This is a genomic window from Paenibacillus sp. OK060, from assembly GCF_900101205.1.
GTDB classification, from domain to species: domain Bacteria; phylum Bacillota; class Bacilli; order Paenibacillales; family Paenibacillaceae; genus Paenibacillus; species Paenibacillus marchantiae.
Genome location: NZ_FNFR01000001.1, coordinates 662,938 through 685,439 on the forward strand (window position 1 = coordinate 662,938; position 22,502 = coordinate 685,439).

Below are 22,502 nucleotides of genomic sequence, written 5' to 3' on the forward strand. Positions count from 1 at the left end.
CTTGGGTATGGGTTATCGCAGCCTTGCTGTCCTCATTAGCCGATATCCGCGGTTCATCATTCTCTGCTGGGTGTTTGTCATCGGGATGTCAGCCATCTGGGCATGGAAATTGCCTGGTATTGTTCAGGATCATGGATTGAACTTGAACCAGGGAGATGCTCATGCTGTAGAGCTTATTCTGGAGAAAGAGTTCCATGTTCCTGCTGATCCGGTTATTCTTCTATTTGAAAAAAAGACAGGCACTACCCCCGTCGAATTCCGGGGCTGGATTAAAAATCGTCTGCAACAGGTGAGTACACTGTCAAGTGTAACGTCCATAATCTCTCCGCTTGAATCACGTGGAAGCCGGATGCTGCGGGGGGATGTGGCCTATGCTTTGCTGGCGTTTGATGTACCGCCTCACAAGATGGGTCCGCCGCTTGAACAGCTGCGTTCCGTGCTTACAACAGACGGTACGGGAACGATCCAAATAACAGGGAAATCCGTTGTACAGCAGGATGTAAATCGTCTCAGTTTTCGCGATTTGGAACGGGCAGAGATTGTGGGATTGCCGCTTGCCTTCGTCATTTTGTGTTTTGCATTCAGAGGTCTTTATGCAGCGCTAATTGCAGTCATTATGGGAGTGTCCGGCGTCATAACGGCAATGGGAGTTACATCCCTAATGGGTTACCATCTGGCGCTCTCCAACTTTGTGATCAATGTTATTCCGATGGTGGGAATGGCGCTCAGCATAGACTTTGCTCTGATAATTCTCAGCAGATACCGTGAGGAACTCCAGCGAGGTCAGAATAGCGAAGAAACAGGTTCGAGGGCCGAGGAAGTTCTCCAGAGAATGCTGCGAACAGCAGGCAGAGCCGTATTCTTTTCTGCTGCTTGTGTGCTGTTAGGGCTGCTCGGTCTGCTCTGGATTAGACTGCCGATGTTTCTGAGTGTATCCCTGGGAGCCATTGTCGTGCTCGTCATATCGGTCCTGCTGAATATAACACTGCTGCCAGCCATTCTATCCCTCTATTCTGTGCGAATCTTTAGACAACATTCCGGGCATTCCATCTCTTCAAAGCAGGGCCAGCATCAACAATCATTGCCTTTACGTTCGATCTGGTCATTCTGGTCAGGCATGATTATGAAACGGCCGGTTCGGATGGCCTTGCTTGGAACGGGTGCGCTGCTTCTCTTTGTTCTACCGGTTGCCCGGTTAGAGATCGCCATTCCGGATGCTTCTTCCTTGCCTGGCAGAATGGAGTCTCGTCAAGCGACTGAGCAGATCCAGAGTATTTTTGGACAAAAGAATGTATCTGCTGTAGAGATTGTAATTGGTGGAACGGGAGAGCCGTTGACCACATTTCATTGGCGAATGGCGTTGAGTAAAATGCAAGAGCTTCAGCAGGATTCGAATGTGGTGGCTGTTGAGTCCGCGTGGGGGATCATGCTGCCGGACAAGCTCTCAGGCCAATCTCAATCTTATATTCAATCTCAAATGAACATCTTATCATCATCTTTGCGTGAGGCACTGAAAGAAACCACATCTCAGCCGCCTGCATGGCTGCGTTCATATGTGTCCGACTACTCTATTCGTATTGTGGCTACCATTCACGGAGCACCGGGTTCCGATGAGGCTGCATCCTGGCTCGAACAGATGAGGGCCAAGGACAGCGCTAACTCCATTCCCTTCATACCTCTGCGTTATGGGGGAGAAGCAGTCATGCAACATGAAATCATGCAAGAAGTTTCAGGTCAACTGCCCAAAGTGCTGGTGTTTGTTGTGGTATCGAATTATCTCGTATTACTCGCAGCATTCCGGTCACTGCTCATTCCAATCAAAGCCATTCTGATGAATCTGCTCAGCTTGGCTGCTTCATTCGGCGTGCTCGTACTGGTCTTTAATCAGGGCCATTTTGGCATGGAGCCATCTGCCATTGCCATTATGATTCCCGTGTTCATTGCTGGGCTTGTCTTTGGTATTTCGATGGACTATGGCGTATTTATGCTGACCCGCATCCAGGAGGTATACAGACGAACAGGGGATAGTGATCTGGCCGTACAGCAAGGACTGGCTTCAACCGGACGTCTGATTACATCGGCGGCGGCGATTCTACTGGCAGTGACTGTGCCTTTTGCGTTTGCTGACGTGGCGGGTGTCAAACAGCTGGGAATCGGAATTACAGCGGCGGTGTTCATTGATGTAACCATTATCCGCCTGGTGCTGGTACCTGCACTTATGAAACTGATGGGCAGATGGAACTGGTGGCTACCAGGGCACAGGGAATAAAAGGCCGGATTAAGAAGGATGTTCTCGGAGCCTGAAGATCAGGTATGCGAGGATATCCTTTTTTTCATCAAAATAGTGTGAATTCAGCCCAAAACAGGCAATAATGTTCAATTCACCGACTGTACCGTGATTTATAATAGACTGGACAAGTCCAACATATACTTTCTTACATACGTCTATCATTTGAATCCACAGGAGGGATGAACGGTAATGTCGGATATTGAATCTTATCTGCAAAAACAAACACGCCCGCGTGGACGCTCTGCGTACCAGACGGGTCAATCTCTTGAGCAATGGCGCAGCCAGTTGCGAGCACGGATTATAGATCGGCTGGGCGGCTTCCCATCCGTGGTGTCGGAGCTGAATCCCGTATTGCTCGAACGCACCTCATGTGATGGCTACATTCGTGAGCGGGTTGAGATTACGACCTACGCAGGGTTGCGCATGCCTATCTATATGCTGATACCGAATTTAGTAAGCGTTACCAAAGAATCACGCCCCGCCATTATAGCCTGCCATGGACACGGGTATGGCAGCCGGGAGATCTCCGGCTTGGAACCCGACGGTTCACCGCGTAAAGGAGAGCCTGGCTTGCATAAAGACTTCGCCGTCGCCCTTGTACAGCGTGGATATGTGGTTGCCGCTCCTGAATTGCTTGGATTTGGTGACCGAAGGCTGGAGGAGGATCGGGATGCACCACCCGGCGCTAGCTCCTGTACCAAAATTGCCGCCCATCTGCTCATGACTGGGCAGACCCTGGCCGGGCACCGAATCTATGAAACGATGCGTGTGATGGATTACGTAACCACCCGCCCTGAAGCTGATCCAGTGCGGATCGGCAGCATGGGCATCTCGGGTGGTGGACTCGTGACAGCATTCACTGCTGCGTTGGATGAACGGTGCCGTGCGGCTGTGGTGAGCGGGTACGCTAGTACTTTCCAGGGCAGCATATTGGACAGAAATCATTGCCTCGACAATTATATTCCAGGAATTCTGCGGGAAGCAGAGCTGCCGGATATCATAGGTCTGATCGCACCCAGGCCGCTATTTATTGAAGCTGGAAGTGAAGATCAGGTATTTCCGCTGCCAACAGCAAAAGAAGCCTATGCACGTTTGACAGAGATCTATGAACAGGCGGGAGCACAGAAATGGCTCGATGCAGACTTTTTTACAGGAGGCCATGAGATCAGCGGAGCGAAAGCCTATGACTGGCTTGATAACGTTCTGTAAGGCAATCATACAAATGAACCTTTGAGAGGAGATTTTAGTTATGAAATGGTCAAAATCCGTGCGGTATTTGCTCTGTCTTACCCTGTTTACTAGTCTGATTGGAGGTGCTCTGGCAGCTAATGGCGGACAGGTCGCCCAAGCTGCGGCGAATGAGTACAAATTTGATTTTGGTGCTGGTTCAGTTGAGAACGGTTACACTGGTGTATCAGCAACGGAGGCCTACAATTCAGCAACAGGTTATGGATTCAATACACCTGCTAATATGCGTAATGTATCTGCATCTGGAACGGGCGTTGCAAGTGATGCCGTTCAGTTTGTCACCTTTGGCACGAAGAGTACGAATACGTTTAATGTGGATCTGTCCAATGGTCTCTATGAGGTCAAAGTGGTCCTGGGTAATACTGCAAGATCGAGTGTGGCGGCAGAAGGCGTATACCAGATCATTAATATGACGGGGAATGGGGCGACCGATCAATTTCAAATTCCGGTGACGGATGGACAGTTAAATCTACTGGTAACAGAAGGGAAGGAAGGCACGGCATTTACACTCAGCGCACTTGAAATCCGGAAAATATCGAATCAGACGGTGACGAACCGTACGATCTATATTGGTGGCGATTCGACGGTCTGCAATTACTATCCACTCAGCAGCAGTATACAGGGTGGCTGGGGACAGCTTTTTCCTTCCTACGTGAATACCAGTACATTTCAAGTTCGCAATATGGCCTCTAGTGGTCAATTTGCAAGAGGTTTCCGCGATGATGGACAGATGGAAGCAATTTTGAAGTATATTAAGCCAGGAGACTACTTTATTTTGCAATTAGGGATTAACGATACCAATGCCAAGAACAATACAACCGAAGCAGAGTTCAAGGAGATCATGCGTGACATGGTCCGTCAGGTCAAAAATAAAGGAGCCACCGTCATTCTATCGACACCTCAGGGTCGGGCAACTGATTTCAATTCAGCCAATGTGCATACTGCGGAGAATCGCTGGTACAATGCATCTACACGTGCACTGGCTCAGGAAGAGGGCGTGACGCTTGTAGAACTGAACAAACTCAGTTCGGCTTATTTCACTTCCATTGGACCGGCTGCAACACTGGCCTTGTATATGACAGGAGACACGCTGCATCCGAATCGTGATGGTGCTGCTCAGCTTGCACGAATCGTTGCTGCTGATCTGAGAAGACAGGGACTGAATGGATTTTGATCCGGTTAAAATATAGCTTCGTCCCGCTACTCCACGAACATAGATTGTACTAAGCTGTATCGTATAGCCAAAAATACCCCCGGGACGGCCACGTAATGTGAGGCATGTCCCGGGGGTATTTGCTTGTTAACCAAGTGACTATTCCATCATATCCTTGGCCTCGTGGTTGACCTTTTTACCTTTTAAAAGTGGCTCAAGTTCATCCTGTACACTTTGTTCCCATAGGGGTACGTCTGTGCGATAGGCAGCCCGTCCGTTCAGATGTCCGGCTACCGGTGCTGTGATAAATACAAACACAATGCCAAGCAATACCCGAGCACTGATATAGTTATCGAAATACCAGAAGAAGAGAAACGTTCCGCTCAGTACACAAAGTACGCCGAGTGTAGTACTTTTGGTGGCGGCATGTGCTCGTAAATATACATCTGGCAGTCGGATCAGTCCGAACGCGCTAAATGCGCTCAGTAGTGCTCCCAGCAAGACAATGAGCCCAATGACAATTCCGGCGGTTCCATCAACGATCTCCTTCATTTTTGAATACCGCCCCCCGTTCAATATATCGTGCAAATGCAACTGTGCTTAGAAAAGCGAGAATGCCGATCAACAGAATGATATCCAGATAAGCTTGGGTATGAAGCATCATGGACAGAACAGCAACGATGGCAATGACGTTAATACCAATCGTATCCAGTGCCGTAATCCGGTCGGCCATGGATGGTCCCCGTAGCACCCGGTACAGACAACCCAGGATTGCGAGGGAGAGAATAAGCAAGGATATGAACAACATTGAGGATAACATTATCGTGTCACCTCCATAATGGCTTTTTCGAACGTATTTTTGATATCATCACTCATTTTCTGTTCGTCTTTGATATCCAGCGCGTGTATAAATAATTTGCGTTGATTCCCTGAAATTTCAAGTGGGAGGGAGCCTGGCGTCAGTGAGATGAGCAGACACAGGAGTGTAACTTCCCAGTCAGAGGACAGCTGTGTCTGATAGGTAAATATGCCGGGCCGAATATCAAGCTTCGGCTTCACGATCTGGCGAATAACTTCAATACTGGCCCGTACCAGTTCCTTGAACAGCAGGGCATTCAGCTTGATGATCGCCCAGACACGAACAATATAGAAGCGTTGCGGAAAGAATCGCCGCATGCTCCCAATCAATAGCAGACCCAGCAGATAACCCGTGAGAAAGCCAACCCCATTCCACTCATTATTCAGAAACATCCATACAAAGGCAATGATCAGATTTAGTACAATCTGAAAGGCCATACGCATCTACTCCTTCAACACTGCATCAATATATACATTGGGATGCAGCAGAATGTCGCCTGCGCGGGAGGTCAGTTGGAACATACCCTCAGCCCCCACACCCATCGCGATGATGAACACAAACAGAATTCCGGCAGGGATGAGCAGGCCGTTCACGGCATAAGGTCTTCTCACTGCGCCTGCCGGCGGTTCACCCCAGAACGCCTGGATGAAGATGCGAAGAACCGAATACAACATCAGCAGGCTGGAAAGGACGGCAATGCCTGTCAGTCCGTACAGACCAGCCTGCAACCCGCCTTCGAACAGCAACAATTTCCCAGGAAATCCACTGAACGGTGGAATGCCTGCCAGGGCAAGTGCGCTGATAAAAAACATCCAGCCAAGCAGTGGGTAGCGGTGGATCAGCCCGCCCATATTGTCGAGTTTAGAGGTGCCTGCGACCGCGATCAGAGCGCCTCCGAGCAGGAATAGCAGTGTTTTGATGAGCATATCATGCAGCATGTAGAAGAGTAGACCTTCCAGTGCAGGACGGCTGGCAGCAGCCATCCCGAAGGCTACAAATCCCACCCCTGCGATCACGTTGTAGATCAGTATTTTATTGACGTCACGATAGGAAATTGCCCCGATTACTCCGAGTACCATGGTCGCTCCAGCCATCCAGCCGATAAGGGCATGGAAGAAATCCGGGTCATGATAGAAAATCAGTGTGAATGTTCGCACAATGGCGTACAGGCCAACTTTGGTCAGCAAACCGGCGAATAGGGCGGTGACCACTGCCGGAGGGGCTGCGTAAGAGCCGGATAACCAGAAGAACAGGAACAGTCCGGCTTTGATACTGAATACGATCAGGAACAAGACAGCGATCAGGGTGATGACTCCACTCTGTCCAACTTCGGCGATCCGATTGGACAAGTCGGCCATGTTTAATGTGCCTGTAATAGAGTAGAGAAAGCCGATAGAGGCAACAAATAGTGCAGAAGAGACAATGTTAATCAACACATACTTGATCGTTTCTCGTAATTGTCTTTCCGTACCTCCCAATACAATTAGTGCATAAGAAGAGATGAGCATCAGTTCAAAGCAGACAAACAGGTTAAACAGGTCTCCGGTAAGAAACGAACCGTTCACGCCCGCAATCAGGAAATGAAAGAACGGGTAAAAATGATGTTCTTCCCGTTCCTTATTTACACTGCGGAAGGCATAGAGCAGACACGCCAGTGCAATAATCGAAGCGGCCACGACAAGCAAGGCCGATACCATATCTGCAACAAGTACAATACCGTAGGGTGGTTCCCAGCCTCCCATATTGAGCGTCTGTATGCCGGACTGTGTCACTTGGGTAATCAGGACAGTTGAAGCGGCTGCGGTCAGCAAAAGGCCAATAACACTCACAACCCGCTGGATGTTTACCCGCCGGAAGAATAGAAGGGCTATAACCCCTGTAATCAGTGGCAGTAGAATGGGCAGAACAACGAGATTATTCATAAGGACGCCCCCTTACTTCTTCCATATCGTCTGTTTTCAGCTTCAGATAGGAACGATAGGAAAGTACAAAGAAAAAGGCGGTAAGTCCGAAATTAATAACAATGGATGTCAATATCAGCGCCTGGGGAAGTGGATCAACGTAGCGTTCAGCCTGCTCCCCAAGCAGCGGTGGTGCTCCAGTTTTGAGGCGGGACATCGTAATCAGCAGTAGATGCACCCCGTGAGTGAGTATGGACATGCCAAGCACGATCCGGAGCAGGCTCCGCGATAAGATTAAAAAGACGGCGACTGCAAACAAAATGCCAACGGCCACACACATCAATATTTCCATATCAGCGATCCTCCCCGATCTGTAGAATGATATTCATGGTGACTCCCAGGACGGCGAGATATACGCCGAGGTCAAACAGCATCGCGGTTGCAAGTTCTGTTTCTCCGAGTATTGGAAGATCGAAATAACCAAAGGTCTGACTCAGGAAGGGTACGCCAAACAAAAACGAGCCTGCTCCAGTCAATAAGGCAATGCCCAGCCCGATGGCTGTCAAGGTGCGAAAATCGATAGGTAACGCTTTACGTACAGTATCTGTACTGAACGCCAGCGCAATTAACACGAGACCAGCGGCGGTCACCAGACCGCCAATGAACCCGCCACCCGGGTTATGATGTCCTGCGAAGAACAGATGCAGCGCGAAGGTCAGAATGATAAAGACAACAACCTTGGTCGTTGTTTGCAACAACACATCGTTGCTTTGCAGTGGTACGGTATCCCAGGTTGATGAGCTACGTTCACGGTTGCCATACTTTTTCGTATTGTCCGCTTTGTCATCCGTATCTTCATCGGTTTCTTCAGTCTGTTCTTTCTTGCGGAATTTCAGTCTTGCGCCAAGGTCCCTCGCTTCAAGATTCAGATTAATCATGGAGTAGATGGACAACGAAGCTACCCCAAGTACCATAATCTCCAGTAAGGTATCAAAACCACGGAAGTCCACCAGCAACACGTTGACGACATTTTTGCCGCCAGCCAGATTGTAACTTTCCTGAATGAAAAAGTCCGAAATGCTCTCGAGTGACGCGGTTCCGCTCGCAGCTAATGCAACAAAGGTCATGACCACGCCTACGGCAATGGCAACAATCATATTTACACTAAGATAGCTGCGGCTTGATTTGCCTCGTTGCAGTTCAGGCAGATGATAGAAGCAGAGCAGAAACAGTGCAACGGATACCGTTTCGACAATCATCTGGGTCAATGCCAGATCCGGCGCTCGGAACAGCACGAACAGTAATGTGACGAGGTAACCCACTGCGCCTGTCATAATGACTGCGGATAGTCTGTTCTTGGCAAAAGGGATCGAAACCGCTGATGCAATCAGTGCGACGAGCAGTACTGCTTCATAGAAAGAAAAAGGGGCGTTGCCCTTGAAATTCCAGGTGATATTTTCCCCTGAGCGGAAAAAAGCATAAACCAGCAATGCAACGGTGAACGAGAAAATGTATACCAGGTAGTTACGAACCGAGCCATTCATATAGGCTTCCGTCCATTTGCGTGCATAATGCTGAAGGTTATCGAGTACGACATGGTACATATTGTTTATCGTTAACCCTTGTGGGTAATGCTCATAAATCGTTCTCCAGCGCGGCAGCAGTCTGTACAATGTAATACCGAGGGCGATTACACCAATGGTCATGATTAATTCTGGTGTGATGCCATGCCATAGAGAGAAGTGAACATCAAAGTGTTCATTTCCGTTCAACAGTGATGGAAGTACAGCAGCCATCGCCGGTTCAATTAATGATCCAGCCAGCAGATTCGGGAATAGACCGAATATGATCACGAGTATCCCGAGAATAACCGGAGGAATTAACATGCCAACGGGAGCTTCATGCAGCTTCTCGGCAGGAATCTCGCTGCGGGTGCGACCAAGGAACGTTTTGAACACAATAATAAGCGCATAGATCAGAGTGAACACACTTGCGAGCCAGGCGAACACAGGCAAGAGTATGCTCCATGATCCGAGTCCAAAGATGCGGAGGTGTGTTACTTCCACCATAGCCTGGAAGAACAGCTCCTTGCTCAGAAATCCGTTAAACGGCGGAATTCCGGCCATGGCGAGTGCTCCGACGAGCGCTACCGTAAAGGTCACAGGCATAAATGAAGCAAGTCCGCCGAGTTTCCTTATATCCCGCGTGCCTGTCTCATGATCCACAATGCCTACGACCATGAACAGTGCCGCCTTGAAGGTAGCGTGATTGAACAGATGAAGCAGTGCTGCCGTAATGGCAACCGTGTACATCGCGGAGGATTCGCCATATCCGAAATAGATGGCCGCCGAGCCAACGCCGAGCAGGGACATGATTAAACCAAGCTGTGAGATGGTAGAGTAGGCCAGGATCGCCTTAAGGTCATTTTTTTTCACGGCAAGGAATGATCCATAACACAGGGTGAGCAGTCCAACCCCGGTGACAAGCCAGAACCATAATCCCTGTCCACCAAAGATGGGTGTAAACCGGGCGACGACATACAGTCCCGCCTTGACCATGGTTGCCGAATGCAGATAGGCGCTAACCGGTGTTGGAGCTTCCATGGCGTCAGGCAGCCATATGTGGAACGGGAACTGCGCCGATTTCGTAAAAGCACCGATCAGAATCAGCACAAGAGCGGGCAAGAATAGTGCACTGTCCTGAATCTGTCCCCATTCCGTAATGGTTGCACGAATGCTGAACGTGCCTGTCATTAGATACATCAGCATGAATCCGGCAAGCATGGCGAATCCGCCAAATACAGTAATGAGGAACGATTTCTGTGCGCCTGAGGTGGATTCTTTACGTTTGTAGTGAAAAGCGATCAGGAGAAAGGACGTAATACTGGTCAACTCCCAGAATCCATACAACACAATCATATTGTCTGACAGCACCACGCCAAGCATGGCTCCCATAAACATCAGTAGATACAAATAAAAGCGGTTTAAGGCTTCTTTGGTATCCATGTAGAAAATGGAGTAGAGCACCACCAGTGTTCCTACACCGGTGATTAACAATGTCAGCAGCAAACTTAGACCATCAAGATATAGATTAAATCCAATGTCCAGTGACGGAATCCAGGGGATATACCCGGATACCGTATTGCGCTGAGACACGGCGGGTACGAGGCTCGCAAAATAAACAAATAATAGGGCCGGGACAAGTAAAACCAGCCATCCCATATGTATTTTACGGAAGAAACGATGCAGCATGGCAAGTACAATACCAGCGGCAAAAGGCAGAATCACAGCAACATGAAGCAGGCTCAACATTACACCCCCAATGACTGAATTTCTAATGCTCTTTGTTGTGGCAAACCGTGCTCATATGGCTCTGTGAGCATGCTTGCTCTCTATATTCATAACCCAAGTATGTATATACAGAATCGTGACTATTCTTTGAATGGAAGAAACACGGTGCGAATAGCGTTCCCATATTGTATGGAAATGTATAATGAAAAAAGACATTATTTCCGATAAAGATGAAAACGAATAGGTGACATCCCGTAGTTCTTAACAGCATGAATGATGTTGAAAAAAGCAAGCTGGTTTCACCGTTTATTGGAGGAAGTTATGTCATTCAAGCTTAAAACTGTTCTCACCATGACCTTTGCTGTGTTATCCCTGTTGGTTACACTCACGATTGGTTATATTCTAAGTCAAAAATCATCCATAGCTATCGAAACGGAGATTGGTCATGCCCTCATCAGCACGGCTTCTCAGACTTCAGACAAGCTGGATCGCTTCATGTGGTCGCGTTCAGGAGAATTGGATCTTCTGGGCCGAATGATTGCTCTAGAGGACCGCTTCGAGCCTGCCGAAATGCAGATGCTGCTGAATCAGCTTCAAGATAGCTTTCCCACATTCTCATGGGTTGGATTCATGAATCCCGAAGGAAAAGTGCTGGCTTCCACAGAAGGCATATTGCGTGGTGAAAATTTATCGGAACGACCTGTGTATCAGGAGGGAATCAAGGGTAAATTTATCGGAGATGTCCATGATGCAGTCCTTCTGGCGAAGCTGCTTCCGAACCCAACCGGCGAACCACTGCAATTTGTTGATATCAGCTTTCCGGTGAAATACAAGAACGGAGAGATTGCTGGCGTGCTTGCCGCACATTTGAGCTGGGCCTGGGCGAAGGAAATGGAGGAAAGTGTCCTGGAGCCGCTGAAACATGAGGAAAAGGACATCGAGATGTTTATTGTCAGTCAAAAGGAAAATACGGTGCTGCTTGGTCCAAAAGAATGGATTGGTCGTCCTTTAAAGCTATCGGGCATTGAAGGGGCAAGAATGAACAAAAGCAGCTGGTCCATAGAAGAATGGCCGGATGGAAAAGAATATGTAACAGGATTTGCTACTAGCCAAGGGCATTTGGACTACCCGGGTCTGGGGTGGACGGTGGTTATTCGTCAGCTCAAGTCAGCGGCGTTTGCTTCCGTGACCGACATGCTTTGGTTCAATGTGTGGGCAGGGCTCTCGGTTACGGTGCTATTTGCACTGATTGGCTGGCTGATCTCCCGCCAGATCTCGGCCCCGATTGCACGGCTAACTCAAGTGGCGAATCGGCTTGGTGCTGGAGAGCAAGTACAGATTCCAGAAAATCGAGGCTTTAGGGAAATCGAAGTACTGTCACGTTCACTGGGAGATATGTTGACTTCGCTAACGAATAAAGATTCGGAACTGATTGTTATGCAGAATCTGGCCCATTACGACCAATTGACCGGACTGCCAAACCGAACAGCACTCGAATTCTATCTGGAAGAATCCTTGGAGATGGAAAGTGAGAATCACACGTTAACGTTCCTTTACCTTGATCTGGATGGATTCAAAAGTGTGAATGATACGCTTGGGCATCAGACCGGAGATATTCTGCTGAAGAAAGTGGCTCAGCGTTTGACCAGTCTCAGTCATGAAAAGGGCATCACGGTAAGGCTTGGTGGAGATGAGTTCCTCATTGTGCTCCGCTCTGTGGGAAGCAATCCAAGAGAAGAAGCTCGTACCTATGCAGAAGATATCATCCAGAGCCTGAATAAGCCGTTTATTATTGAATATGAGCGAATTCATATTGGCTGCAGCATTGGAGGAGCTGAGTATCCTACGAACAGTGGCAATCCGAGTGAAATTATCCGCATGGCAGATGAGGCGTTGTATGAATCGAAACGTGCGGGCAAAAATAGAATGACATTCTATCCAGAATTGAAGAACACAGTTAGAGAATAATATAATATAAAGTAAGAGTTAACTGATCCGCATACAGGCAAGGAGCGATGAGATGTCTGGAAAATATACCAATGTACCCTATGGTTATGAACCGCCCCCGGCTACCCGGAAAGGCACGCTGATTTTCTATGATTCATTTGAACACGTAACGGATCAACAGCTTGAACGCGCCGCTGCTATTGCGGACACACGTTCTTTTGTGCAACTTGTGCTCTATCCGCTGCATGAGAATACAGTGAAGCGAATGAGCAAGGATGGTGTGCAGCCTTTTTACAAAAGGGAAGACCGTCTTCATGACTGGAGAAGGGAGTATGCATCCTCCCGCATACGGGTGGAAGGCTGGGAAGGCAAGAGAAAGAAGTATACGCCGATCGAAGCAGCCCTGCGTCATATGGCAGAAGAGTATCCCGCTCCCCATTTCCTATACCTCACGGTAGAGATGGCAAATCAGTTCGCATCATTTGATTCGTTCAAAGATTGGATTAAGGAAGTACGTCTGATTATTGATGGAGATGCCGTTAAGCTCCACCCGAAGCTGGAGCAAAATGCACATCGCTGGGAATGGGCAGAGTGAACCAATATATTCGGAGTGACGATTAGCGTTAAAAAAAGTAGTGCTGTACAGCCGGATTCCCGGTGAACAGCACTACTTTTTTGCGTTTTTTTGGAGGATTAAACCAGATCAAGGGACGTCATCGTTTTATTTTTCCCCGTTCGTTTGGCGGCATAGAGACATGCATCCACTTCCTCAAACAGCTTGTCCTTGGACAGATGAGCGCTGTAGCTTTTAAGTCCGACACTTACCGTAATATATTGCCCTTCAAGCTCCAGATGAACGAGACGAGCAATTTTCTTGCGGATCTGCTCCACTAAGGCATAAGCTTGCTCGAAGGGTTGCTCAAACATTAAGAGTGCAAATTCTTCTCCACCATAACGCGCCGCGATATCGCTTGATGTGATGTTCTCCTGAATGATCAGAGAGACTCTCTCCAGAATGGTATCTCCCACCCGATGCCCATATGTATCATTAATTGACTTGAAGTTGTCAATATCAATCAGAGCTAAATGTAGACTCATGCCATTATTGGCATACTCAAACGCTTTTTCATAGTAGTCCTTAAAGGAGCTTTGATTATACAGATTGGTTAACCCGTCTGTCTTGGACTGTTTGGTCATAATGGCGTTTCGCACAATCAGATCCTGCTTGGCAAGCATACTGGCCTGTAGATCATCCAGTACCTCCACACCGCTCGTAACAATTAACTGTGCAACATATGTACCTACAATGAGAAAAGCCGGAATGGAAACCATGTCAAACGAAGATAAGTACAGCCGATAGGCTGGGTCGCAGAGTACGATGACATAACCAATCATCTGCATGAGGCATACCGTCCATACTCTTTTTTTGCTGAAGAACAGAACCGAAGCAAAGATTGGCAACAGACAAATGGCCAGAATGATTCGAATATCGTAATTGACATGAATGATAGTCCAGGCAATGACTGTGCTGGCCATGGACATGGAATAGAAGGAAAATGAACTGAAACGGCGTTCTACCCAACTGGCGATCAGAATAGCGAAAGCGCTGGCTAACGTAGGCCAAAATAAAACGTAGATCATGAAATCTTCTGGAGTGCGATCATAATCGAGAAACAGAAAGCAGCCTATTTGAATGACAACATGCGTTAATACGACGACCCAGTAAGCGCGAAGCATTTTTTTGATCCATTTGGAATGCTTGAATTCGTACTCGGTTGGGATATGGTTGCTATGTAAGTTGGGACTCTTCAATATATCACCGCTGACTGCATCATAATGATACGACAGGCATTGCTCTCGTATGTTTTAATTATAAAACACATTGCACGAAACGCAAATCATTTAATTTTAATATGAAAACTTATCTAACATGTAATAACGTGTTATCAACGATGAATTCTTTGCTTGATTTCTGTGACATGGCATTACACGAAGGTGAATGAATGGTATACTAATTAAATATGACCTCGGCAAATAACCCGTGGATTCGGGTGTCGGATTAGCTATAGAGGAGGCCGCTACATTGGCAAAAGCAAAAGTTGCAAAAAGACCTACCCGGGATGAGTTTGAACTGGAAGAGCTGGGGAACCAACTGGTTGAGGCGTATCAAGAACGTTCGGAAGTGTTGCTGACCGTATGGGGCAAGGAAGATCAGGTTCATGGGGTGATTGTGAAGTTGGACTCACGTACCCGGCTAGTGCATGTGGAGTATACAGAGGAAGAATTTACGGCCAAAGTGCCGTTCCTGGATATTATGCGCATTGATTCTCCACGGTTTTGAAAAAGATGATAAACAGGATCTGAATCAGGGCATCCGCCCTGTCAAATCCATTCTCCCTGCATAAGATAACCCATACCTGTTGCAGAGGAGGTACGGTCAATGAGCGAAGTATTAGGTGGAGAAGCAAGAGGAGGCTACGGATACGGAGGTTTTACTTCTGTAGGTGCCATTCTGGTTTTGTTTATCCTGTTGGTTATCATCTCCAAAGCATTCCTGGTATAATTATTATTCCAGATGAATAAAGGAAGCTCTGCCATCGCGGCAGAGCTTTTTTTGTTTATATTTTGTGTTGTCGTTTGCGGCTGAGAAGTCCGTACAGAACGACGATCACCACAGGGTAGAGAACGGCCCACCCGGCAAAAGGGAACACAATGGCTGTCGCCACAAAGGAAATCCAACTGATGGTTACCCCAGTACGACTTCCCTTGAGTAAGCGTATTCCGGCTGCGCATCCACCAAGATAGGTGAGAATGAACGTTGCATTAGGCAACTGAATAAGTGTGGTGAGTGACACCAGACCTGATCCGTATATGCCTAACACGAGAGTGAAGCAGATGGCCAGGAAGCCGATTGCAGCAATTGGTGTATGGTACCGACTGGATAAGCGGGACATCCATTGCGGGGCGGATCCTTGTCTTGCCAGTGCATAGGCGACACGGGATGCGGCACCAGCATACGCAATGACCGTAGCGGTGCAAATGAATATGCCAGTTAGCCCAGCAAGTAATCCACCCCAGGAACCGAGAGCCTGACTAATGATCCATACGAGAGAGACATCAGCTCCGCCATGAAGATAGCTTTGGGTTCCGACTGTCGCCAGTGCAGTCAGGAAATAGAGCACACCTACAATGATGGCAGCAATGGTTACGCCTTTGATAGCTGCCTTGCGTGGATCAGTAAATTCTTCAGACAGGTGAGATACAGCTTCCCAACCGATAAAACACCAGAACAGAATGGCCCCAGCCTGACCCACGCTGACCCAACCACTTGGCATAAATGGTGTGAAATGTATGGATTGCATATTCGGAATAGCAAATACAAATGCCATGACTAGCACGATAATAATCGCTAGCACAACGCCAATCTGTACCTTTCCGGCAACCTGCATGCCCACGATGTTAATGATCAGTCCAGCCGCCAGCATGAGGGCGGCAATCGCTGTTCTATATCCTTCCCCGAGTCCCAGCGCAGCCGTCATGTAGCCTGCACCTGTAAGGGCAGCCACGGGAGCACCGATGGGAACGGACATTAGAAAGAACCAGCCAACCACGGCTCCTGCCCGTTGTCCGAAAGCGAGGGTGACGAAATGGGATACACCGCCTGCGTCCGGGTATCGGGCTGAGAGTAATCCCATGGATAGGGCGAGTGGGAGAATCAGCAGCACCATGCCTCCCCAGGCGAGAAGTGAAGCTGGTCCTGCCAGTTCGGCAGCAAGTCCGGGTACAATCAGGACACCTGAACCGAGAACTGCACTTATATAAAGCGCAACAGCTTGCGGCATACCTATCGTTTTTTTGAGCTGCGAAGAAGATGTGTTCATGAAATAAAATGGCCTGCCTTCCAGAAAGAAATGATTTTAGAGCGAGAACTATGTAATTATATAGGAAGAGAGGCAATCAGTCATTGGCGAATTTTGTAGAAATTTCGATATCGGTCGTGCGGACGTTATGATAAAATAAAACTATCCCTAGAGAAAGATTGAGGTGTATCCCTAATGAGTAAAGAGTTGACAGAAGCTTTGAACGAACAGATGAACTTCGAATTTTATTCGGCTCACGTATATCAGGCGATGGCCGCATACTGTTCCAGCGAAAGCTTGGACGGATTTGCCAACTTCTTCATCGTACAAGCAGAGGAAGAGCGGTTCCACGCCATGAAAATATACAAATTCCTGAATGACCGCGGACAACGCGCTACTCTTGCTGCATTGCCAGAGCCGAAGAATGAATATTCTTCAATGCTGGATGTGTTTGAACACGGATATGCACACGAGCAGCAAAACACGAAGAAATTCTACAATCTGGCTGACATTGCCCTGAATGAGCGTGAACATGCCACGATGTATTTCTTGAAGTGGTTCATCGATGAGCAAGTCGAAGAGGAAGCTCTGTTTGATAATATCATCCAGAAGTTGCGCCGTATCGAAAAAGATAGCAATGCTTTCTACATGCTGGACGCCGAATTTGGTAAACGTTCATTCACAGCTCCTGCGGAGTAAGAGGGGACTAAGCAAAGCAACAGGATTGATCCGAACGACAAGTAAATCGATCTACATATGAAAAGTCTGCTCTCGGGCAGGCTTTTTTGTTGTACCATTTTAAGCTTCTTTGTTCTCTTCATATAAATTCCAGAAATGAATCTATCAGAAACCACAATTTGGGTTAATAGAATATATGTCAACATTGATCTATCCCGACGGATGTTCTTTTTCGAGCAAATCTATCAAATTCGTTTTATTTTTTTGGGTAATCTGACAAAAGTGTAACTCGAACGTAGCATTTGAAGCGAGAATGGGACGCACTCTTTTTGATAGTATTAGGATTATCGCCAAGGGCTGCACTGAGAGAAACATAGACACCCGGGGAAATACAAGACATAAGGGAGACTTTTATTATGCTACATATTCGTAAAACATTCATCACCGCACTTGCTATTCTATTGATCATTCCATTGCTATTGCCGCAGTCGGCTTCAGCTACATCATCCGCATCCAAGAATGCTGGAAATAAAGCGAGCTCCAAGATCATATATCTAACTTTCGATGATGGGCCGACCGCCCACACGGGACAATTACTGGATATTCTGGATCAGTACAATGCCAAGGCGACATTCTTCATGCTTGGACCTCAGATGGAGAAGTTTCAGAAGGCCACCAAGCGTATTGTTGCAGATGGACATGGACTGGGCTTACACGGCGTAACGCATGTTCCCGGTAAATTTTATAAATCCGCATACAGCGGCTTGAAAGAAATGCAGCAAGCCAATGAAAGCTTGAATAAAGTGGCAGGTGTCAAAACCAGTCTCGTTCGTACTCCATACGGCAGCAAACCGTATCTCAAACCGGCATATCGCAATGTTCTACTGGGTCAGGGTGGATTCCATCTGTGGGATTGGAATGTTGACTCCGAAGATTGGAAATACAAGAAGGATCACCAGAAAGTCTACAACAGTGTGATGAAGCAGATTCATAATGTGCAAAAGAGCGGAACCACCCCTGTGGTCCTGATGCATGACCAGGAAGCGACATTGAAAGTACTTCCGCAAGTGTTAAAAACACTGAAAGCAGAAGGCTACCAGTTTGAAGTGCTGACCAAGAAAGTGCAGCCCGTGAATTTCTGGAATGACAAACGTTAAAATTCAGGCGAGACAACAATGTAAGCTGATTCCAATAACGGCTTCAAGGAGGACAACAACATGAGCAAACCTAAATTATGGATGACGATTCCTGTGACAACAGCAGTGCTGCTTGCTCTTGCGGGGTGTGGTGGTCAGGATACCAAACCATCATCAGTGGACAACACGTCCCCCGCGGCTGGTGAACAGGCTCAGTCAGGCAGTGGAGGAGCCGATTTCTCCAATGGAACGAAAGATAGCGGAACAGATACAACGGAAACAACGGGGACGGAAGGTTCTGCGGGAAGCGGGACATCAAATTCGGAAACGGGCAGTAACGATCAAACCCAGCAAAGTGCGAACGATGTCATTAAGGACATTCGCAGTCAGCTGAAGATGAAGAACGCTTCGTTACCTACTTCATTTCCCTTGGAAAAGGGAAAACATCTGACTGCAGCGATCACATCGAATACTTCAGATGCGTTCCACATTAACTTTTATTCCACTGACCAGTCTGTTGCGGTTAACGATGCTTCGTTGACGGCCTCTGGCAGCAAGGTACCTGTTCTGGCATCCTATGAAGTGAAGACGTATAAAGACCCGAACAGTACGGATATTTTCCCTGAGACAGATTTGAAAGACATTCCTGAGGACATGACGGTGGATCTGGGACATGACATCAAGGGTGTAGCTGAAGGCGCGGCGGGCAGTCAGTATCTGACATGGACAGAAGGTAGATGGACGCTTCAAATTCGATCCGTTTCCCAAGATAACATGAATAATCCGGGGATTGCGAAGAGAATGGTGGAATACTTGGAATCCCATACACTGCCTGCACCAAAGGATAAAGGATTCGTGAACGTGCAGTACCCAAGCGGTGGTAAAAGCGTTAATGTAACGATCTCCTGGCAAGATGGCAAGCAGATTCATCAGCTCCAGACCGAGCAGGTGCCACTGGAAGCTTTGGGCATGGTTGTTTCTGTGAAATAGTATAGTATGGAACTAAAATAGGTTCCAAAAGGAAATAGGCTGGACCGGAGTGAGTACTCCAGGCCAGCCTATCCTTGTATAAGCAATGTGCACCGATGGGAAGGTGTACCTTGCTTATTTATGTTTCATTGGGTTAAAGCGGTACTTTCATTTAAACCACCCTTTTTCTTTGGAACGGGTAATGGCTTCAATGCGGTTACTTGCATTTAACTTGTTGAGGATAATAGAGATGTAATTTCGCACCGTACCGGTAGTAATAAATAAATGTCCGGCTATTTCCTTTGTATTTTTACCGTCTGCCATCAGGCCGAGAACGGCATTTTCACGTTCGGTCAGCGGGTTCTCCTGTACATAAGCCTCGTCCACCAGATCGGGTGCAAAAATACGTCTCCCATTCATGACCTGACGGATTGATTCGGCCAGTTCCTCGATCGGGCTATCCTTTAACAGATAACCGCGTACACCGCCTTTCAAAGCACGTTCAAAATATCCGGTCCGGGCAAAGGTTGTCAAAATAATGACTTTACAGCTCATACCTTTCAGTTCCTCAGCGGCCTCCAGGCCACTTTTGACGGGCATTTCAATGTCCATCAGACAGATGTCTGGTGTAAGCTCCCTGACGAGAGAAAGAGCTTCCTGTCCATTGCTTGCACGACCTACCACTTCCATATCCTCTTCCAGATTGAGTAGGGAAGACAAGGCCCCCAGCATCATACGCTGGTCTTCGGCGATTACGATCCTGATCATTGTTCAACCTCCTTTATCGGTTTGCGGACCAGCTTGGGAACATGGATGACGATGCCTGTACCTTCCATGTTTGCTCCGGAACGAATATCCAGACAACCGTTCACAAATTCAAGTCGTTCTTTCATTCCCAAGATTCCGGTACCGCGCCGTTCTTGCTTGCGGGTACGTTCGATTCCAACTCCGTTATCCTGAACCGTTACTATATTATCGGACAGTGTTTCCTCGATTCGGATGGTGCATACCGTTGCCTGACTGTGTTTTACGACATTCGTAACGGCTTCTTTCAGACACATGCCGAGTACATTTTCATTTAGTTGTGACGTATCCTGCAACTTCGGATTGCCTTCCAGTACAAATTCAATGGAAGCGGCCTTCAAAATCTGTTCGGCACGGAACAGTTCATCCACCAGCTGTGTACCACGCATGGTCGTTACCATTTCCCGGACTTCCTTCAGGGCCGTACTTGCCGTCTGTCTCAGATCGTTCAGCTCAATCTCGGCTTGATCAGGATTCATGCGGAGCAGACGCTTCGCTAGATCGGTTTTCAGACCGATGAGAGAGAGCTTTTGTCCAAGTGTATCGTGCAGATCGCGTGCGATACGTTGCCGCTCTTCCATTTTCACCAGATCATCCAGCCGTTTGTTGGCATTCTCCAGCTGGCCTTCCAACTGTTCACGCTTATTTTTGTTATACGTACTGATCGGAAGCAGAATGGATGCCATGAGACTAATGAATACAAACGGAAACTGACTGAGCAGCAGGGTGCTCTGCTTGATGAAGCTATAATTAATGGTTAGAAAACTGGCTGCCAGGTTCACCGAATAGAGGGTGAAAAAGCCGGCTTTATTTTTAATATTCCCAATAAAAAAAGCAAGAAACAATGAGAAATAGGCATAATCATAAGCGATGGTCATCGTAATTGATATGGCGATCAGCAGCCCAATCCACATATACACCTGCCAGCCCTTTGTGATGAAGGCAAGCAGATAGCAAACAAAGAAGAACAGAATGATGAAGATTCCCGCAACCATGGGCCACAATTTGGAATATTGTGAAATATAATAGAAGGGCAGGATGAAAAAGACGAGCCATACATATGGATTTAAACCTGTATTTTTATAAAAGAGCTGCATCCACTTTTGAATGAAAATTCTCCTCCTCGGACTTGCATTGTACTCAAACTTAGCCTGACTGTAGCATGACTTTAGCCTGAATACAAGAAAACGAATCCGACAGAGTTAAGGCTTCTCTGTCAGACCCGCTTGGTTGTTTACTCGAATAGGCGGTTGAACGTAAGGCTTGCGGGATAACGTTTTGATCTCGCCGAAGCTAATAAAACGCTTGGATTCTTCGTCCCATAGACGGAAGCGCAAGGCAGCCAGACTGGAACGTAGCGTAATCGTTGTTGCATTCTGCAAAGGTGGTGTCGCATTATGTGCTTCTTCCAAGTAATAGTTAGGTACACGTGGGCTCAAGTGATGCACATGGTGGAACCCGATATTGCCGCTGATCCACTGCAACAGTTTAGGCAATTTGTAATATGAACTACCTTCTACAGCAGCCTTCACATAACTCCATTCATCTTCATTCTCAAAGTACGTATCTTCAAATTGATGCTGTACGTAGAACAGCCAGATGCCGAAGAAGCCAGAGAAGAAAAAGACGGGTGCCTGCACCAGGACAAAAGCCTGCCAGCCGATTAACCAGCACATGGAGGCATAAAGAGCTACGATCAACACTGTAGTCAGGTGAGTATTCATGCGTTCTTTGCGTCTTGCACCTTTACGGTTAAAACGGTAGGCGAACAGGAATACATAAATGGGTCCAATACCGAACATGACAAACGGATTACGATAAATACGGTAGAAGAGACGGCCCCAAGGGGAAGCGGCTTTATATTCCTCAACCGTCATCACCCAGATATCGCCAACTCCACGTTTATCCAGATTGCCGCTGGTGGCGTGATGAATGGAATGCTCATTTTTCCATTGCAGGTAAGGCGTCAGGGTTAATACACCTGTAATCGTACCGAGAATGTCGTTGGCACGTTTGCTTTTGAAGAATGAACCATGACAGCAGTCGTGGAAGATGATAAACGTTCTAAGTACAAACCCCGAGGCTACGAGGGCAATCGGAAATGTCAGCCAGTAGGACACGGACAGGCTATAGTACGCTGCGGCCCATAATAATAATAGTGGTAGTATGGAATTCACTAATTGTTGGATACTCAGGCGAAGATTATTTTTCTCATAAGGGGTCACTTCTTTTTTAAGGGCCATTTCTTTGGTTCTGCTCATAGACTTACGTCCTCCTTCAATGGTCAATAACTGTAATCAGTTCTAACCTAACGCTTCCTGGGAAGATGTCTCCAAGTGAGGCGTTTTTATCATTGTATAAGAATGC

The 22,502-nt window shown here is 47.5% G+C and carries 21 protein-coding genes; 10 read left to right on the top strand and 11 right to left on the bottom strand.

Going from position 1 to position 22,502, the window contains the following annotated elements; genetic code table 11:
- The first annotated feature begins 7 nt into the window (after window positions 1–7).
- The 3 genes from BLS14_RS03070 (at window position 8) to BLS14_RS03080 (ending at window position 4,712) form a co-directional block, all read left to right on the top strand.
- Window positions 8–2,269, top strand: a complete 2,262-nt coding sequence (locus BLS14_RS03070) for an MMPL family transporter (protein ID WP_090949461.1) — start codon at window positions 8–10, stop codon at window positions 2,267–2,269.
- A gap of 210 nt (window positions 2,270–2,479) precedes the next feature.
- A complete protein-coding gene (locus BLS14_RS03075) occupies window positions 2,480–3,499 on the top strand; it encodes an alpha/beta hydrolase family protein (protein WP_090949463.1) in 1,020 nt (339 codons plus the stop codon).
- Window positions 3,500–3,539: 40 nt separating this feature from the next.
- The gene (locus BLS14_RS03080; protein ID WP_090949465.1) at window positions 3,540–4,712 is read left to right on the top strand and encodes a rhamnogalacturonan acetylesterase; all 1,173 of its coding nucleotides are present in this window, start codon (window positions 3,540–3,542) and stop codon (window positions 4,710–4,712) included.
- 138 nt (window positions 4,713–4,850) lie between these two features.
- Here BLS14_RS03080 and mnhG read toward each other — a convergent pair whose 3' ends face one another.
- From mnhG to BLS14_RS03110, 6 genes are read right to left on the bottom strand one after another with little or no spacing between them, the layout of a single operon-like run.
- The gene (gene mnhG, locus BLS14_RS03085) at window positions 4,851–5,243 is read right to left on the bottom strand and encodes a monovalent cation/H(+) antiporter subunit G (RefSeq protein WP_062324636.1); all 393 of its coding nucleotides are present in this window, start codon (window positions 5,241–5,243) and stop codon (window positions 4,851–4,853) included.
- Window positions 5,227–5,511: a Na(+)/H(+) antiporter subunit F1 gene (locus tag BLS14_RS03090; protein ID WP_063563408.1), complete on the bottom strand. Its 285-nt coding sequence runs from the start codon at window positions 5,509–5,511 to the stop codon at window positions 5,227–5,229. The genes mnhG and BLS14_RS03090 overlap by 17 nt, the downstream gene beginning before the upstream one ends.
- Window positions 5,511–5,987 carry a Na+/H+ antiporter subunit E gene (locus BLS14_RS03095; protein WP_090949467.1) on the bottom strand — a complete coding sequence of 159 codons (477 nt, stop codon included), beginning with the start codon at window positions 5,985–5,987 and terminating at the stop codon, window positions 5,511–5,513. The genes BLS14_RS03090 and BLS14_RS03095 overlap by 1 nt, the downstream gene beginning before the upstream one ends.
- Before the next feature lie 6 nt (window positions 5,988–5,993).
- Window positions 5,994–7,472 (bottom strand): Na+/H+ antiporter subunit D, encoded by a 1,479-nt coding sequence (locus tag BLS14_RS03100; RefSeq protein ID WP_063563410.1) that lies wholly within the window; start codon window positions 7,470–7,472, stop codon window positions 5,994–5,996.
- Entirely contained in the window at window positions 7,465–7,803 is a 339-nt protein-coding gene (locus tag BLS14_RS03105) for a Na(+)/H(+) antiporter subunit C (protein ID WP_024631879.1), read from the bottom strand. Before BLS14_RS03105 ends, BLS14_RS03100 begins: the two co-directional genes overlap by 8 nt.
- Window position 7,804: 1 nt before the next feature.
- Window positions 7,805–10,759 (bottom strand): Na+/H+ antiporter subunit A, encoded by a 2,955-nt coding sequence (locus BLS14_RS03110; RefSeq protein ID WP_090950186.1) that lies wholly within the window; start codon window positions 10,757–10,759, stop codon window positions 7,805–7,807.
- 255 nt (window positions 10,760–11,014) lie between these two features.
- Between BLS14_RS03110 and BLS14_RS03115 the strand changes: the two genes are divergently transcribed.
- Window positions 11,015–12,709, top strand: a complete 1,695-nt coding sequence (locus BLS14_RS03115) for a sensor domain-containing diguanylate cyclase (RefSeq protein WP_256336133.1) — start codon at window positions 11,015–11,017, stop codon at window positions 12,707–12,709.
- A gap of 52 nt (window positions 12,710–12,761) precedes the next feature.
- The gene (locus tag BLS14_RS03120) at window positions 12,762–13,283 is read left to right on the top strand and encodes a hypothetical protein (protein WP_090949470.1); all 522 of its coding nucleotides are present in this window, start codon (window positions 12,762–12,764) and stop codon (window positions 13,281–13,283) included.
- 98 nt (window positions 13,284–13,381) lie between these two features.
- Here the strand turns inward: BLS14_RS03120 and BLS14_RS03125 are convergent, their stop codons facing one another.
- Window positions 13,382–14,500 (bottom strand): GGDEF domain-containing protein, encoded by a 1,119-nt coding sequence (locus BLS14_RS03125; protein ID WP_090949472.1) that lies wholly within the window; start codon window positions 14,498–14,500, stop codon window positions 13,382–13,384.
- A 271-nt stretch (window positions 14,501–14,771) separates the two neighbouring features.
- Here BLS14_RS03125 and BLS14_RS03130 point away from each other — a divergent pair, with 271 nt between their 5' ends.
- Window positions 14,772–15,029, top strand: a complete 258-nt coding sequence (locus BLS14_RS03130) for a YolD-like family protein (RefSeq protein ID WP_063563416.1) — start codon at window positions 14,772–14,774, stop codon at window positions 15,027–15,029.
- Between the two features lie 99 nt (window positions 15,030–15,128).
- Window positions 15,129–15,251 (top strand): dihydroorotate dehydrogenase, encoded by a 123-nt coding sequence (locus tag BLS14_RS03135; RefSeq protein WP_090805800.1) that lies wholly within the window; start codon window positions 15,129–15,131, stop codon window positions 15,249–15,251.
- Between the two features lie 55 nt (window positions 15,252–15,306).
- Here BLS14_RS03135 and BLS14_RS03140 read toward each other — a convergent pair whose 3' ends face one another.
- The gene (locus BLS14_RS03140) at window positions 15,307–16,569 is read right to left on the bottom strand and encodes an amino acid permease (RefSeq protein WP_063563418.1); all 1,263 of its coding nucleotides are present in this window, start codon (window positions 16,567–16,569) and stop codon (window positions 15,307–15,309) included.
- Window positions 16,570–16,743: 174 nt separating this feature from the next.
- Here BLS14_RS03140 and BLS14_RS03145 point away from each other — a divergent pair, with 174 nt between their 5' ends.
- The 3 genes from BLS14_RS03145 (at window position 16,744) to BLS14_RS03155 (ending at window position 19,352) form a co-directional block, all read left to right on the top strand.
- Window positions 16,744–17,247, top strand: a complete 504-nt coding sequence (locus tag BLS14_RS03145) for a ferritin (RefSeq protein WP_063563419.1) — start codon at window positions 16,744–16,746, stop codon at window positions 17,245–17,247.
- A gap of 395 nt (window positions 17,248–17,642) precedes the next feature.
- The gene (locus tag BLS14_RS03150; RefSeq protein WP_063563420.1) at window positions 17,643–18,383 is read left to right on the top strand and encodes a polysaccharide deacetylase family protein; all 741 of its coding nucleotides are present in this window, start codon (window positions 17,643–17,645) and stop codon (window positions 18,381–18,383) included.
- 60 nt (window positions 18,384–18,443) lie between these two features.
- Window positions 18,444–19,352, top strand: a complete 909-nt coding sequence (locus BLS14_RS03155; protein WP_090949474.1) for a hypothetical protein — start codon at window positions 18,444–18,446, stop codon at window positions 19,350–19,352.
- 147 nt (window positions 19,353–19,499) lie between these two features.
- Here the strand turns inward: BLS14_RS03155 and BLS14_RS03160 are convergent, their stop codons facing one another.
- The 3 genes from BLS14_RS03160 to BLS14_RS03170 form a co-directional block, all read right to left on the bottom strand.
- On the bottom strand, window positions 19,500–20,099 hold the full coding sequence (locus tag BLS14_RS03160; protein WP_063563422.1) for a response regulator transcription factor: 600 nt from the start codon (window positions 20,097–20,099) through the stop codon (window positions 19,500–19,502).
- Complete coding sequence (locus BLS14_RS03165) at window positions 20,096–21,244, bottom strand: sensor histidine kinase (protein WP_063563423.1); 1,149 nt, start codon at window positions 21,242–21,244, stop codon at window positions 20,096–20,098. The genes BLS14_RS03160 and BLS14_RS03165 overlap by 4 nt, the downstream gene beginning before the upstream one ends.
- 93 nt (window positions 21,245–21,337) lie before the next feature.
- A complete protein-coding gene (locus BLS14_RS03170; RefSeq protein WP_079694478.1) occupies window positions 21,338–22,396 on the bottom strand; it encodes a Delta(5) desaturase DesA in 1,059 nt (352 codons plus the stop codon).
- Window positions 22,397–22,502 lie beyond the last annotated feature (106 nt).